Genomic DNA, 14465 nt, shown 5'->3' with positions numbered 1-14465 from the left:
AGCAGAGGCAGCCGCACGTGAAGGAGGACGGCGATGACTTCCAAGGAGACTGCTGGGCACAAACCCATGGACGAGGGTCAGGCCAGCCGTTTCAGCGGTGAGCAGCACGGCTGGTCCGGCGACATCGACGCCGAGGAGCAGCGGCCCAACGACAGCGCGCATCGTTCGTTCCATCCCGAGAAGTACGCGCCGGACCCCGGTCCGGGGCGCGAGCACTCCAAGGAGGAAGAGCAGGGGGTGCCCGGGCAGACCGTGGAGAGCGAAGGCCCGCGTGGCGAGGAGCAGGGCCCCTCGGAACACCGGCGGGACCACGGAACCAAGGGCCCGTCCGGCCGTCCGGCCGGCAGCTATTCCCAGAAGGCCCGCACGGGCGTCGACCCGCAGGAGCCCGACCAGCCCGAAACCGGCAGTTGACCGGACATGCCCGCGAAGGGACCCGTGGCCATGGGCTGATCCACCGCTGCCGGTCTCAGGGGTACGAGGTCGCTCGGAAGGACCGGTTCACCTGAGTCCGAATGGGGCTGGGGCGGCGCCTGCGCAGGTCCGAAGGGCGGTCTGTTCGGGTAGGGGACGGCCGCCGGTTGGGCGTCCAGCATGCGGATGAGCTGCTGGTCAGGGCGTTGGGCTTCCCCTCCAGGGTGGCCGGGGGGAGTCCTGCTCGTCGGGGTCCGGGCTGCCGGTCGGGGCGGGCCCCGGTCGTGCCAGGGCCCGCCCCGGGGCGGGATATCAGGAGCCGGCGGCGTCTTCGATGTCGGAGATGAGTTTGGTGCTCAGGTCGCTCTGGATCGCGAGTCGGGTGTGGCCGGCGTCGGGGCCGGTGCCCCAGGTGAGGGTGACGGTGGTGAACAGGTGCCCGGCGCCGGAATCGTGGTAGCGCACCTCCCAGGCGGTGGGGACGTCCTGGGCGCGCAGAACGCCGTCCGCGTGGTTGGCCTCCTCCCACGCGGCCAGGCGCTGGCGCAGGTCCTCGGTGAGGTAGTGGGCACGGAGCTCCCCGCCGAGGTCGTCGGTCCCGTCGTCGACGGCGTCGATGTACGCGCCGTAGAAGTCGGCGACCCGGTCCACGGCGGAGTCAGGGCTCCCGCTGCGCACCGCGGCGCCGGTCTGGGTGGTGGTCATGGACGTCTCCTCGATCGAGATCTGGATGGAAAGGCCCGCGCCGGATGGTTGGCGGACATACCGGCTAACGACTTCCGTCTCGCCCGGTGTCGGGGCCGGCCTTGCGCTGGTGGCGGGGCTCGGTGGTCGGGTGGCTCGCGCGTCCCACGTGCTGGGGTGCGCGTGGTGTTCGTCGTCGCCGGCTGTGCGGGTCGCTTGGGTCGCCGCTCCCGGGTCGTGGTCGTCGGTCGGGAGCCGGCTGTCCCGCGCCGACCTCGGCGTCGCCGTCGGTGTGCGCCGTGCCGCCGGTCGGGTCCCGCCGTCGTTGTGCCGCGTGGCCCGTGCGGGGTGTCGCAGCCCTGTCTCAGCCGTATCCCAGCCCTGCCCAATGGCGTTCGACCGCTTCGGGCGCGGCGGGCAGGGAGCGGATTGCCGACCCACTGGCGAGTGCCCTTCGCCAGGACGGCCGGCCCCCGCAGCGGGGCGGGGCGGCCCGGCCTCCCGCGGGCCGCCCGCCCGGGCATCGCGCCGCGCGATCCGCGAGTGTGAGCACCAAGGCCTCGGAGAAGGACGTTACCGGCCGTCCTCAGCCCGGAGCTCCCAGTCCAGCTCCCACTGCCGCAGGATCCCGGTGCCGTCAGCCGTCAGGACGACGTTCGTGTCGGGCGTCACCCCGAAGGCCCCGACGTCTTTCTGGTGCCCGCTCAGGGTCCGCAGGCAGCGCCCGGTGGCGAGTTCCCACAGACGGACCCCGCCCTCGGCGACCGAGGCCAGGGCGTACCGCCCGTCAGCGCTGAACGTCAGCTCGCGGCAGTGCCGGGAGTCCGCTTCGAAGGTCCGCACCCGGTCGCCCGTCGCGGTGTCCCAGAGGTGGAGACGCGCCAGGATCGATTCGTGGCCGCGCGCGTGCGGGGCGGCCGGATCGCGGTACGCCTCCCAGGAGAGCGCGCGGGTGCCGTCGGGGCTCAGCGTCGCGGAGGCAAAGGTCAGCGATGGCGTTTCGAAGGCTTGGACGCAGCGGCCCGAGGGCAAGTCCCATAGCCGGATCACCTTCTCGTCGCCGCAGGTGAGAGCCGTGCGCCCGTCCGTGGTGAGGGAGACGGAGGTGATCATCCGTTCGGGGACCGTGATCCGCTGGAGTTCCCGGTATTCGGTCAGGTCCCACAGGGACAACGTCCCGGGCAGTCGTTCGGAGACGAAGGCGAACCGGTCGTCCGGGCTGAACGCGACCTTGAGGTGGCCCCGGAGACGCAGGGTGCCCAAGCACTCGCCGGTCTCCACCGACCAGGTCTGGAGCGTGCCGTCCCCGGCGTGGCCCTGGCTGATGACCTGCTGCCGGTCCTGGGTGAACCGCATCTGGGCGACGGACCAGTGCCCGGTCTCGATGACGCGTCGGCGCCGCCCCTCGCCGAGGTCCCAGAGCTGGATCTGCCCGTCGAATCCGGCGCAGCCGCCCAGGCGCGCGTCGGGGGTCAGTGCCACGGTCAGAATCCTGGCCGGCTTCCTGGCCTCCACGGGCACCGTCCGGAGCGTCCGGGCGGCCCAGGCGCCACGGACACCGGTGCGCACGGCCCGGGTGCCCAGCGAGCGCAGCGCGGTGAGGATCTCCGGCGCGCGTTCGGCACCGGGCAGGGCGCGGGCCAGGTCGAGCCGATCGAGGGCCTCTCCCACCCGGCCCCGCGCCGCCGCCACTTGGGCCTGCGCGACCAGTGCCTGCAACTTCTCCTCGGTGTCCAGGAGTTCTGCGTGCCGTCGGGGACGGCTCACCTGCGTGGGCGCGAGGAAGCCGCCGGGACGGCGCCACAGCCGTACCGCGTCGTCGTAGCCGACGGAGTAGCAGTGCCCGTCGGCAGTGAAGCCGACCCCGCACACTCTGTCCCGGTGGCCCCGGAAGGTGCGCAGCAGTCGGCCGGAGGTCAGGTCCCAGTACTGGAGCTGCCCCTGGAAGCCACCGACGAGCAGCACCCGCCTGTCCGCGCTCAGCGTCGCGCAGGTGACGTCGATGCCCGGTTCCAGCCGCAGGGCCTGCACGCAGCGGCCCTCCCGCAGGTCCCAGATCTGCGGGCACCCGTCTTCCAGCACCACGGCCACGTCCCCGGCGGGGCCGAACCAGACGTTCGAGATCCCGGCCGGTTCCTCGACCCGCCAGAGGCACTCCCCGGTGTCCACCCGCCACAGCTGCAGCACGGACGGCGCGCCCTTGGCAGCGGACAGCAGCAGCCGTCCGTCCCCGTCGAGCGCGACCACGTCGGTGTGCTCGGCCGCGTCCAGCGTTCCCAGGTGCCGACCGCCCGGCAGGTCCCAGAGCTGGATCCGGCCGTCGGGCTCGGACCAGGCCGCCACACCGCCGTCGGCGTTCACGCACACGGGCGAACTCGCGCTCTGGTAGAGGGAGCTGTCGGGATGGGGCAGGTGGACCACGGGCACCATCTCGCCCGCGGCCTCTGCCGCTGCGTCCTCCCGACGACGGCGTTCCCGCTGTGCCGGGCCCCTGCCCTCGCGCCAGGGGGTGATCCCGATGCTGCGGACCGTCCGGCCGTCGGCGAGGTCCCACAGCCGTACCGTCCGGTCCCAGCTCGCCGTGACGGCATACCGTCCGTCCGCGCTCATCGCCGCCGACCGGACCAAGTCGGTGTGCCCGTCGAGCGCCCTGAGCCGCTGTCCCGCGCGGACATCCCACAGCGCCAGGTTGTGCTCGCCGTCGCAGGTGAGGGCCAACCCGAGGTCCGGGGTGACGTCGATCGTGCAGCTCGGCGTGATCCAGTCCGGGAAGGACGTGCGCCACGGCACCTGCCACCGCGTCACGCACCGGGCGTCGGCGGCCGCCCCGGAGCTGAGCGCGGCGCGGGTGCGCCGCACCTCGGGCTCGTCGCGGGCGTCCTCGGGCATGCCGCGCAGCACCCGGTCGGCGGCCTCCAGCTCGCCGCGCTCCAGCTGGATCAGTGCGGTCAGATGGTCGGCCTCCCACGAGTCGGGCAGATCCTGACGCACCGCCGCGAGCTGGGCCAGCAGGCCCTCGTCGCTCAGCGAACCGTCGCGCCAGCGCAGCAGCCCGGAGTTGTAGACGGCTTGCGGATGCCGGGCGTCGAGCATCAGCGCCTCGGTGAGCGCCTCCTCCGCCGCCTCCCGCCGTCCCAGGTCGAGCAGGGACAGAGCGCGGTTGTTGAGCTCGTCGGCCCGCAGGTCCGCCAGGACGGGCGCGCGGCGCGGGTAGCGGCGGCCCGTGACCTCCTCGTGGATCCCGGCCAGCTGGTCGGCGACCTCGGCCATCGAGCCCGGACGGGCAGCCGGGTCGTCGTCCAGGCAGCGTCCGAGCAGCTCCGCAACCTGGCGGGGCATCGGCGGACGTCCGTCCCCGCTCCGCTGCTCCGATTCGTACGCCCGCAGGGCGGCCCGGGCAGCGACTCCGGCCACCCAGGTGACCCCGCCGTTGAACATCTCAAGCACCGAGACGGCGAAACTGAAGACATCGCTTCGCCGCCCCACCCGCCGCCCCAGCGCCTGCTCCGGTGAGGCGTAGGCCGGAGTCAGCCCGCCGTTGGTGACAAGGACAGACAGCTGGTCGGCGGCCGTCGGGCCGCTGCGCCACAATTCGTGGGCCTGGGCCTGGGCCTGGGCCTGGGCCTGCTTGGCCCGGGCGAGCCCGAAGTCGGTGACTTTCGCCACCACGTCCAGCCCGCCCGCGCCATTGCTCACGGGATCGAGCAGGACGTTGGCCGGCTTGACGTCCTGGTGCACCAGGCCCCGCGTGTGGGCGTGCTCCAGACCCCAGGCCACCTGAACCGAGAAGTCCAGGATGCGGGCCACGGAGCGCACTTCTCCGCCCTCGTAGAGCCGCCCGTCATGGATCCAGTCGGAGAGGCTGCCGCCGGTGACGTACTCGGCGAAGACCCGGGGCAGACCGTCCACCATCCGGACGTAGTGGCAGCTGCAGACGTGCGGGTGCAGCCCCAGCGAGACCCAGTGCTCGGCCTCCGCCACGAACCGCTCGCGCGCCCGGTCGTCACGCAGCAGCTCCGGGCGCGGGCTCTTGACCGCGAGATCGATGCCCCAGGCGCGGTGCCGCACCCGGTGGACCAGCCCCATACCGCCCTGCTGGTGCACCTTCAGCACTTCGTACCGGCCCTCGATGACGTCGCCGACCCGCCACAACGGCGCCCGCACAGCGGCCTGCCCGCCAGAATCCTGCACCTACGTCTCCCCGGCCCTCTGCCCGCGCGCTCCACGCAGGACCCGCCCAGACATCGACGTGGGGCCGACCGCGCCGGTTCCCCGTGAAGCTGCGGGAGTTCGACCCGCGCGGTCGCATGGCAGCGCAGGCACGCCGTCGCCGCCAGGTCCCACCTCCAGCACGGCCACCTCGACCCCACCGACCCGCGGAGCCAGCGCCGGGCTGCCAGGTTGGGACGCCGGACGGTCCCCTCATCCACGGCCCGTCCGGAGTCACCGCGCGGGACGGGTTTCCGCTTGGTGGTCCACTTCCGATGCGCCCGGCGGTGCGCTGGTGGAGGTAGCGGGCTTGGGCGGGGCAGGGTGCCGGCATCGCGGACGGATCTGCCGAGGGCCAGGGCTGCTGCGGCATACTCGGCCTGTGCGCACAGGTGGACTTCCTCAGCTTGCCCTCCGGTGTGTCATTTGGATCGCAGCTGTTCTCACCGCTCCGTTGCTTCTCGTTGCCGGCGGACCGGCATATGACGGCTTCGTGCGCAATCTGAACCGTGAGGACGGACCAGGCCTTCTTTCCAAGGAGAGGGGCTGGGTTCACCCGGGGTACTGGGTGATCACGAATCGCCTCGTGCGCATGCTGACGTGGCCGACACGTCGAGGCGGCCTCTTCAGGCCCTGGTAGCTCCAGGCCTGGCCGGGCGGACGTCCCGTGTCCGCCTCGGCGTCCGCCTCACCGCTGTCCGGGTCCCCGCCGTCGTCCTGGTCGGCTGTCCTGTCCGGGCGCGTGCCTGCGAAGGGTGGGGCTGTGAGCCTGTGGGCCCCCTTGTCCTGGCGTGCCCCGCTTGACCGGTCCGAACAGAGTTTGGCCAACTGTCGGTACGGCCTGGCACCTTGTACGCAGTAGCTGTATCCATACAGATCGGAGCCCGAAGTGCTGCCCGCCATCGCCGGCCGTTGTGAATCCGCCGCTCTGATCATCAGAACCGACTTCACCGATGACACGGCCTGGCGAGCCGTGTGCGCGGAGTCGTCGAGGCCGTGGGGCGACGGTGACTGTGCGTCCGCCGTTCACATCGTCGACGATCCGGTCTGGGCCGGCGCCGCGCCCGATGACGTGATCGCCGCCGTATCCGCGGACCCTGACCTGAGCGTCGTCTTCCTTGCCGACCGCATCACCATGCGGGACCACGACCACGCGCTGCTGGCCGTAGCGGTCCTGACCCGAGAGGAGTGCGAGAGCGATGAGGAGTTCGAGGCCTACGGCGGATCGGTCCGTACCGTTCCCGCCGGTATCCATGACATCCATGCGAACCTGTCGATCGCCAACCTGGACTTCGCAGACGTCATCGATGCCGCCCGGACCGATCCGGCAGGAACCTTCCGCTCCTTCTAGAGAGCCGAACGTGTTCGTTACGATCGGGTTGTGAGTGCGAGAAGAGAACCGATCAGCCGCCGGGAGCGTCCGGCGAAGCCCGCCCTGTCCCGGCGGTGGATTGTGGACACCGCAGTGCGGATCATGCGGGCAGAGGGGCTGGGGAAGGTCACGATGCGCCGCCTGGCGCAGGAGCTGGACACCGGGCCGGCGTCACTGTACGTCTACATCGCCAACACCGCCGAGCTGCACGCGGCCGTTCTGGATTCCCTGCTCGGCGAGGTCGACCTGACCGGGCGGGACGGAGGTGAGGGCTGGCGCGAGCAGCTGCGTGCCGTCATGACGTCGTACATCCAGGTGCTGTTCGAGTACCCGCAGCTGGCGCGGGCCGCGCTCGTCGCCCGCCCGAGCGGCGAGAACTACCTGCGGCTGGTGGAGCGCATCCTCGATCTCCTCTCGCAGAGCGGCGCCGGTCGCGAGCAGGTCGCCTGGGGGGTGGACAAACTGCTCCAGGACGCGACAGCCACTGCTGCCGAGCACTCGACGCGTGAGCACGATCCCGCCTCCGAGGACGACTGGAACGCCACCGTGCGTGCACTGCACGCCGTGGACGCCGCCACGCATCCGGCGATCACCGCGCACATGCCCGCCCTGATCGGCGGCTCGGTGTCGGACAGGATCCGCTGGAGCTTCGACGTCCTCGTCAACGGCATCATGCACACGCCCGTTCCTGGCGCAGGAGGCTGAGTCCGGGCGGGGTCGCCCGCCCTGCCGGCGGCTGCCGCCTGGTTGAACGCAGTTCTTTCGCCGCCTGCCGCTGACGCACAGCCTCTACCGAACTTGTTCGCAACGAACATGTTCGCTACGGTCTTGTGTGTGACCGCGCGCCATCGCCTGCCGGTCCGCGTACGCCGGCCTTCCTCGGAGCCCGGCGGCGTCGGCGGGGCCGGCTCGGCGGACAGAGGTGTTCCCCTACTGCTTTCGGAGGCCCCATGAGCACCAGCCATTTCCCGATCGCGATCATCGGTGCAGGTCTCGGCGGCCTGACCGCCGCCCGTGTCCTGCACGTCAACGGCATCGAGTCGGCGGTCTTCGAACTGGAGGCGTCGGCGGCGGCCCGTACGCAGGGCGGGATGCTCGACATCCATGAGGAGAACGGGCAGCAGGCTCTGCACGCCGCCGGCCTCCACGACGACTTCCTCGGGATCGTCCATGAGGGAGGTCAGGCCATGCGCCTGCTCGGCGCAGACGGCACCGTGCACGTGGCCGAGGAGGACGACGGTACCGGCGGCCGGCCGGAGGTGGACCGTGGCGACCTGCGGGACCTGCTGCTGGGCTCCCTGCCCGACGGCACGATCCACTGGGGACGGAAGGTCACCGGCGCCCGGGCGCTGGGCGACGGGCGCCACGAGGTGACGTTCGCCGACGGCTCGGCCGTCACCACCGAGCTCCTGATCGGCGCGGACGGCGCCTGGTCCCGGATCCGGCCGCTGGTCTCGGACGCCCGGCCCGCCTACACCGGCATCTCCTTCGTCGAGAGCGACCTGTTCGACGCCGACACCCGCCACCCGCGCAGCGCCGCGGTCATCGGCGGCGGGTTCCTCATCGCCCTGGGGGACGAACGCGGTGTCCTCGCGCACCGGGAGAGCGATGGCAGTCTCCATGTCTACACGGCGCTCAAGGTCGACGAGGGCTGGCTGGACACGGTCGACTTCACCGACCACGCAGCCGCCAAGGCTGCGGTCCTCGCCCACTTCAAGGGCTGGGACGAGAGCCTGCGCGGCCTGGTCGCCGACGCGGAGACGATCATGCCGCGCCGTATTCACGCCCTGCCTGTGGGGCACCGCTGGGACCGCGTCCCGGGCGTGACGCTGCTCGGTGACGCCGCTCACCTGATGTCCCCCTTCGCCGGGGAGGGCGCCAACCTCGCCATGTTCGACGGCGCCGAACTCGCCCTGGCCATCGCCGCACATCCCGGCGACACCGAAGCCGCCCTGGCCGCGTACGAGGAGGCCCTCTTCCCGCGCAGCGAGGCGTCCGCCACCGAGTCCGCAGCCAACCTGGACACGATGTTCGGCGCGCGGGGCCTGGAGCGGATGGCCGCGTTCTTCGCCTCCGGCCCGGCGGCCCGGTAGGCCCGCCCCGGCGGCCGCCGCTCTCCCAAGTCACCGAACCCATCCGCTCAGCCCATCCGGGAGGACCCCATGACGATGCCCCATCGGCGCACCATCCCGCTACGGCCCGGCCTGGACCTCGAAGTGCGGGAGGCCGGCACGGGCAGCAGCCCGGTCCTCGTCCTGCACGGCGGCCCCGGCCCGTCCAGCATCGCGCCCCTGATCGACCACCTCGCAGCGGATCACAGGGTGGTGGCGCCCACCCACCCGGGCTGGGACGGCACGGTACGGCCCGACGATCTGGACTCCGTGCCCGCACTCGCCGCTGCCTACCTGGACCTGCTCGGCCACCTCGGGCTGAACGACGTGACGGTGATCGGCACCTCCTTCGGCGGCTGGGTCGCCACCCAGACCGTCCTGGACGACCGCGAGGGCCGCATCTCCCAGCTCGTCCTCATGGACGCCATCGGCCCCGTCGTACCCGGCCAGCAGATCACCGTGCCCGCCGGCCCACCGGCTCCGGCGCCGCAGGGCGGACCATCCGCACAGCCGATGGCCGCCATGCGCGCCTACGCCGGGAAGGCCATGGCAGACGCCGGCCTGCTGCCCCGCCTTTCCACCGTCACCTGCCCGGTACTGGTGATCTGGGGTGCCGACGACGCGGTCGTCACCCCCGACTTCGGCCGCGCCTACGCCGCGGCGTTCCCCCACGCGCGATTCGAACTCGTCCCCGGCGCAGGACACCTGCCCATCCGCGAGAAGCCCGAGACGGTCTTCACCCGTCTCGACTCCTTCCTCACCCGCCGAGCCCGGGCCACCGGCCCGTGAATCCCTGCCATCCGTTCCCCGTCCGCGGACCGACGTCGGCGCTGTTCTCGGCAAGCGGTTGATCACGCGTGGCCGGGGGACCGCTCCGCGCCCTGGACGGGGAGCCGCCGTTGCCGGGCCCTCGGCTGTTGAGCCCGTCGCGCGCCCTGGTGACCGTTGGCCGGCTGTGTTCGGCCGGGCTGTCCTTGCCGTTCCGGGATCGAGCCCGTCTTGGCTGCCGTCCGGTCGCCGTTCCGCCGGGCGGTGCTCCGGGCGGTGCTCCGGGAGATGGACGATCCCAATCCATTTGGCCGCCTGACCTGCGCAGACGATAATGAACAGTGCCAATTCGAACAACTGAAAGGGAATCAGAACTGTGCGAGCGATGGGGAGGGGTATCGCGGTGGCGGCCGCGGGAGCGGCGCTCACGATGGTCCTGGCAGGCTGCGGCGGGGAGCCCCACGGCGGTGCGGCGGGGGCGAGCCCGGGCGGGGACAAGACCGCGAACACGCGGACCGACGCTCCGACCGTGCTGATGGCCGCGTCCAAGAAGACCGCGGAACAGGCCTCGTACCGGACAATCCAGACGGGGGAGGGCGGCTCCGACAAGTCCGAGATGCTCTTCCAGCGTCAGCCGTACGCCTCGTCCATCACGTCGACGGGGAAGAAGAGTGCGGACAACCCCACCGGCGTCACCCAGATGATCGTCACGGGCGACGCGGCCTACATCAAGTCGGACCAGATACCGGGCAAGAGCTGGTACCGCATGGACGCGCCGACGGGCAGCGGCCCCTCCAACGCGCGGGCTGCGGGGTCCGTCAACGAGGTCGCGGGCGCGCTCGCCGCCACCGCGTCCACCTCGTGGGTCGGCGAGGAACAGGTGGGCGGTCGAGCGGCGGACCACTACCGCGGCACGGTGGTCTTCGAGGAGCTGGCCCGCTACACCGGGCCCGCCATCAAGGACGAAGTGCGCGACTACTACGTCCAGTTGGCCAAGCGGCGGGGCGAAACCTCGGGCGTCCTCGACGTGTGGGTCGGCAAGGACGACCTCGTCCTGAAGTCGCAGCAGGTCATCACCGGCAGCAAGGGGCAGGCCCAGGTCTTCGAGGAGTACTCCGACTTCGGCACCGTCCCGGCCATCACAGCACCCCCGGCCGAAACCGTCGGCACCTGGGACGAGTTCATCGCTGGCACGGCGAAGCGCTAGATTCTGTACGGCGGATCTTGTGACCGCCGCACGATCGGTTCGTTGTGCCGGTCACGGGGCCGGGAGGTCTGAGCAAGGTGCGACCAGCCGAAGCCGCACCTGCCGGCGAACGGGCGGCAGGGCGGCCAGTGGGCCGGCCAGCGATGTGTGATCAACGGAGTCCTCCACCGGGTACGCGCCGGCGTGCCGTGGCGGGATGTGCCGCCGCGTTTCGGGCCGTGGACCACGGTGTACGACCGGCGTCGCCGCTGGTGCGCCGACGGCACGTGGAACCGGATCCTGACCGCTCCGCAGGCCGCGGCCGACGCCGGCGGCCGCCTCGACCGGAGCATGTGAGCGGTGCCGTATTCGCCGAGGCCGGAGGACAACCAGTGCCGATCCTGTTCGAGTTCCGCACCGAAGCCAGGCCCGACAACGGTCTCATCGAGGTGTACGACTCCGACGCCTACCTCACCAACTCCGAGGCTGTAAGGCAGAGCTGGGACACGGTGGTAGCGAGCACCGGTACCCAGATCTATCTCCGCAGCCTCCAGAGCATCGCACCTGCCGAGATCCTGGTACGGGTGTGGGACGGCCCTGCGCCGGCCGACAGCACCTGGATCGCCGAGGGAGAGCGCTCGACAGTGCTCGACAGCCCCACCGGCGAAGTGGTCATCCGCGCCTTTGCCCCGGACATCGCTGGTCACTTCCAACTGCCCCGCCCGGGTATCTACGAAGGCCGCGTGTCCTGGAAGGGGCGACATGAGGCCGCCGCGCAGGAGGCGGCCCTCCACGCCGAACTCGGCACGGCGAAACCGCCGTCACAGGCTGACACCGACACGATTTGGGCAGCCCATCGGGAGGTCCTGGAGACCTACCGGATCGACCTGTGGTGGACCTCCGAGGACGACGAAGACGAAGACTGGTGCCGTTCCAGGCAACGCTCGCCCCGTCCTGATGCCCCGTCCTGATGCCCCGTCCGGTGCTGCGCCGATTGGCACCGGACGGTCAGAACGATCACGTGGCTGAACGCGTACGGGTCCGTGAGATCGATGACGACGAGGGCGGCCGGTTGCCGAGGATCATCCGCAGAGGGGCCGGTTCGGTGGTGACCTGGCGGCGGGCTCAGATGGTGCTGCTAGACCGCGTGGGAACACCGGTCCCACGGGCCGGCGCCAGGACGTCTGCTCGGCAGCAGGGGCTGCCCGGCCCCGGCCTTGTGGTCGATCACCGGATTTCTGCTTCGTGCTTGAGGTTGGTGACCCAGTTGTGCAGGGAGTTGTCCAGGGCCGCCTGCAGGGCGGCTCGGTTCGCGGTGACGGGTTCCCCGGTCCAGGACTCCTCGGTGTGGACGAGGACGCCCTCGCGGGTGGGGGTGAAGGTCCAGACGTGGACGGCGGTGATGCCCTGGGCCGGGCCGCCCCACGCGAGGCGCCTGCCGTGATCGACCTGCCGGACGGTGGAGGTGATGTCGAGCCCTTCGGTGCTCCAGCGGAACCGCGAGCCGGGGCGCAGCCGACCGGGGGTGTCCTTGACGACGGTTTCTACGTTGGGCTGCCAGGTGGGCCACTTCTCGACGTCGGTCTGGATGTTCCAGACGGTGTGCAGCGGGGCGTGGATGAGGATGTCGGCGCGGGTGATGACCGGGGCGTGTTCGTCGATCTGCACGTCGGTGCGGTGGGCGGCCGCTGCGGTGGGCGTCCGGTCGGTGGTGAGGGCGGACGCGGCGGTGGAGGCGGTGAGGAGGAGTGCGAGGGTGAGGGCGGTGGTAGTGGCTGCGGCGGGTGCGCGCATGGCAGTGCTCTTTCCTTGAGGTGGTCCGGCGGATCCCGGGGGCGGCGGGCGTCCCCGGGATCCGGCTCGGGTGGAGTCAGAGGGTGCTGTCGGGAATCCAGGAGCCGTGGATTCCGGCGGTGACGCGGCGGGGGAGGTGGACGGTGGCGACCTTGTCGAGGCGGGCGGCGTCCAGGACGAGCAGCTGCGAGGCGTCCTGCTTGAGGTCCGAGACGACGGTGAGCAGGTAGCCGTCGTCCTCCCGGGTCCCGCCGGCCGCGGCGACGAACACCGCTTCGCTGGGCAGCCGGGCGTCGCCGGCCTGGTGGATGCGCCGCTCACCCGTGGCGCGGTCGTACTTGACGACGCCGTAGCCGCCGAAGCCGTCCTGGTCGGGGAAGGAGATCGCGTACTGGTAGCGGTTCTCGCTGCCGAGGAAGTCCTCGTTGAGGGTCGGGAACTCGATGGCGAGGTCGTCGATCACCCGCTCGTCGACCCGGCCGGTCGCCAGGTCGAGGACCCAGCGGCGGTTGTAGGAGCGGGCGTTGGGCTCGCTGCCGCGTCCGGGCGCGCCGACCCACCAGTTCCAGGAGACCTGGAAACCCTCGCGGTCGACGGTGGGGCCCTCCAGCACGATGCGGCCCTTGGCGTCCTCGTAGGCGTTGGCGACGTGGAGCATGTTGCCGGGTTCGATCGGGAACCACCGGATCGCGGCGGCGCCCTGTGCTCCGCGCGGCATGACGCCGATCCGGGCCGGCTGCTCGTCCTGCCAGGAGTAGGGGATGCCGGAGTGCTCGGTGGGGTCGAAGGTGACGGTGCCCTCCACGAAGACCACGTGGTGGCGAGTGATCGCGAAGTCGTGCTTGAGCGCGGCGCCGGCACCGGGGATCTCCGCGCTGTGCGTGATCTGCCCCTGGGCGTCGGCGACGTAGTACACCAGGTAGGGCGGGAAGGGCGAGGAGCCGAAGAAGTGCAGCTCGCCGGTGACCGGGTCGCTCTTGGGGTGCGCGGTCATCGCGCTGCGCAGCTTGCCGTCGAAGTCGTAGGCGCCGACGGTGTCCAGGTCGGGCGTGAGTTCGAAGGGGAGGTTCGCCTCGCAGAGGGCGAGCAGCCGGCCGGCGTGCTCGATGACGTGGGTGCCGGCGGTGGAGGCGGTCAGGTCGGGGCCGTGCTCGGTCATGTAAGGGGCGCCGTCCAGCGCGGGGGTGCGTACCCAGCGGTTGCGGTACCACTCGGCGCGGCCCTCGCGCAGCCGGATGCCGTGCACCATGCCGCTGCCCTTGAACCAGTGGGCGGGGGTGACGCCCGGCTTCGGGTTGTGGCTGTTGCGGACCAGCCGGCCGGTCAGCTCCGGCGGGAGGGTGCCCTCGACGGTCAGGTCGGTGGCGGTCAGTTCGTCGGCGACGGGGGTGTAGTGGCCGGTCAGGTAGGGCTTGGGGGTCATGCTCGTGGTCCTCGTGTCTCCAGTGCGGAAAGGGGAAAGGTGGCGGGGTCAGGAGAGCTTCTCGGCGCGGTTCCTGAGGCAGGTGAGCCAGTCCTCCAGGGAGGTGCGCAGGGCGGCGGCGAGCTGGTCGGTGGCGGCGTCGACGGGCGCGCCGCTCCAGGACTCCTCGGTGCGGACGACGACACGGTCACCGCTCTGTTCGAAGGTCCACACGTGGACGCCTTCGATGCCGTGGGCCGGGCCGCCCCAGACGATCCGGGCGCCGGGCACCAGCTCGTGGACGGTGGAGGTGATCTCCATCCCGTGGGTGCGCCAGGTGAACGAGGCGCCCTCGGTGAGCGGGCCCTCCAGGCGGGCCTGGTCGATGTCGGGGTTCCAGACCGGCCAGTTGTCGATGCCGGTGTGCAGGGACCAGACGCGCTCCAGCGGGGCGTTGATCTCGGTGGACAGGCGGACGATGACGGGTGCGTTCTCGTCGATGGTGAGCACGGGTGTTTCCTCTCG

The 14465-nt window shown here is 71.4% G+C and carries 12 protein-coding genes and 2 pseudogenes; 9 read left to right on the top strand and 5 right to left on the bottom strand.

Annotated features, from left to right (window positions below; all coding sequences use genetic code 11):
- The first annotated feature begins 33 nt into the window (after positions 1-33).
- Positions 34-414: a hypothetical protein gene (locus tag ACIRVF_RS22330; RefSeq protein WP_402820386.1), complete on the top strand. Its 381-nt coding sequence runs from the start codon at positions 34-36 to the stop codon at positions 412-414.
- A gap of 312 nt (positions 415-726) precedes the next feature.
- Here ACIRVF_RS22330 and ACIRVF_RS22325 read toward each other — a convergent pair whose 3' ends face one another.
- Positions 727-1119 (bottom strand): hypothetical protein, encoded by a 393-nt coding sequence (locus ACIRVF_RS22325; protein WP_402820383.1) that lies wholly within the window; start codon positions 1117-1119, stop codon positions 727-729.
- 552 nt (positions 1120-1671) lie between these two features.
- Positions 1672-5289 carry a WD40 repeat domain-containing serine/threonine protein kinase gene (locus ACIRVF_RS22320; protein WP_402820381.1) on the bottom strand — a complete coding sequence of 1206 codons (3618 nt, stop codon included), beginning with the start codon at positions 5287-5289 and terminating at the stop codon, positions 1672-1674.
- Between the two features lie 907 nt (positions 5290-6196).
- On the opposite strand from ACIRVF_RS22320, the gene ACIRVF_RS22315 reads away from it, so the two are divergent.
- The 8 genes and pseudogenes from ACIRVF_RS22315 to ACIRVF_RS22280 all read left to right on the top strand — a co-directional run.
- Positions 6197-6658 (top strand): DUF6924 domain-containing protein, encoded by a 462-nt coding sequence (locus ACIRVF_RS22315; protein ID WP_402820378.1) that lies wholly within the window; start codon positions 6197-6199, stop codon positions 6656-6658.
- A 30-nt stretch (positions 6659-6688) separates the two neighbouring features.
- Positions 6689-7384 (top strand): TetR/AcrR family transcriptional regulator, encoded by a 696-nt coding sequence (locus ACIRVF_RS22310; protein WP_402820375.1) that lies wholly within the window; start codon positions 6689-6691, stop codon positions 7382-7384.
- 245 nt (positions 7385-7629) lie between these two features.
- Entirely contained in the window at positions 7630-8772 is a 1143-nt protein-coding gene (locus tag ACIRVF_RS22305) for an FAD-dependent oxidoreductase (protein WP_402820372.1), read from the top strand.
- 69 nt (positions 8773-8841) lie between these two features.
- Positions 8842-9579, top strand: coding sequence for an alpha/beta fold hydrolase (locus ACIRVF_RS22300; protein ID WP_402820369.1), 738 nt, complete (start codon positions 8842-8844; stop codon positions 9577-9579).
- A gap of 364 nt (positions 9580-9943) precedes the next feature.
- A complete protein-coding gene (locus tag ACIRVF_RS22295) occupies positions 9944-10765 on the top strand; it encodes a hypothetical protein (protein ID WP_402820366.1) in 822 nt (273 codons plus the stop codon).
- Positions 10766-10864: 99 nt separating this feature from the next.
- A pseudogene (locus ACIRVF_RS22290) lies at positions 10865-11098 on the top strand (transposase); the annotation flags it as partial.
- A 38-nt stretch (positions 11099-11136) separates the two neighbouring features.
- On the top strand, positions 11137-11715 hold the full coding sequence (locus ACIRVF_RS22285) for a hypothetical protein (protein ID WP_402820363.1): 579 nt from the start codon (positions 11137-11139) through the stop codon (positions 11713-11715).
- A 50-nt stretch (positions 11716-11765) separates the two neighbouring features.
- A pseudogene (locus tag ACIRVF_RS22280) lies at positions 11766-11912 on the top strand (IS630 family transposase); the annotation flags it as partial.
- A gap of 59 nt (positions 11913-11971) precedes the next feature.
- On the opposite strand, the gene ACIRVF_RS22275 reads toward ACIRVF_RS22280, so the two are convergent.
- The 3 genes from ACIRVF_RS22275 to ACIRVF_RS22265 all read right to left on the bottom strand — a co-directional run bounded on the left by ACIRVF_RS22275 (position 11972) and on the right by ACIRVF_RS22265 (position 14450).
- Positions 11972-12538, bottom strand: coding sequence for an SRPBCC family protein (locus ACIRVF_RS22275; protein ID WP_402820360.1), 567 nt, complete (start codon positions 12536-12538; stop codon positions 11972-11974).
- 76 nt (positions 12539-12614) lie between these two features.
- Positions 12615-13961 carry a carotenoid oxygenase family protein gene (locus ACIRVF_RS22270; protein ID WP_402820357.1) on the bottom strand — a complete coding sequence of 449 codons (1347 nt, stop codon included), beginning with the start codon at positions 13959-13961 and terminating at the stop codon, positions 12615-12617.
- A gap of 48 nt (positions 13962-14009) precedes the next feature.
- On the bottom strand, positions 14010-14450 hold the full coding sequence (locus tag ACIRVF_RS22265) for an SRPBCC family protein (protein WP_402820354.1): 441 nt from the start codon (positions 14448-14450) through the stop codon (positions 14010-14012).
- Positions 14451-14465: the final 15 nt, after the last annotated feature.

It is taken from the genome of Kitasatospora sp. NPDC101157, from assembly GCF_044768255.1.
Taxonomy (GTDB): Bacteria; Actinomycetota; Actinomycetes; order Streptomycetales; family Streptomycetaceae; genus Kitasatospora.
This window is presented reverse-complemented; position numbering and strand designations above follow the sequence as displayed.

Bases quoted from the DNA above. Each gene is read 5' to 3' on its own strand.
- ACIRVF_RS22275 (WP_402820360.1), bottom strand. From the start codon at position 12,538: ATGCGCGCACCCGCCGCAGCCACTACCACCGCCCTCACCCTCGCACTC.
- ACIRVF_RS22270 (WP_402820357.1), bottom strand. From the start codon at position 13,961: ATGACCCCCAAGCCCTACCTGACCGGCCACTACACCCCCGTCGCCGAC.
- ACIRVF_RS22300 (WP_402820369.1), top strand. From the start codon at position 8,842: ATGACGATGCCCCATCGGCGCACCATCCCGCTACGGCCCGGCCTGGAC.
- ACIRVF_RS22295 (WP_402820366.1), top strand. From the start codon at position 9,944: ATGGGGAGGGGTATCGCGGTGGCGGCCGCGGGAGCGGCGCTCACGATG.
- ACIRVF_RS22330 (WP_402820386.1), top strand. From the start codon at position 34: ATGACTTCCAAGGAGACTGCTGGGCACAAACCCATGGACGAGGGTCAG.
- ACIRVF_RS22325 (WP_402820383.1), bottom strand. From the start codon at position 1,119: ATGACCACCACCCAGACCGGCGCCGCGGTGCGCAGCGGGAGCCCTGAC.
- ACIRVF_RS22305 (WP_402820372.1), top strand. From the start codon at position 7,630: ATGAGCACCAGCCATTTCCCGATCGCGATCATCGGTGCAGGTCTCGGC.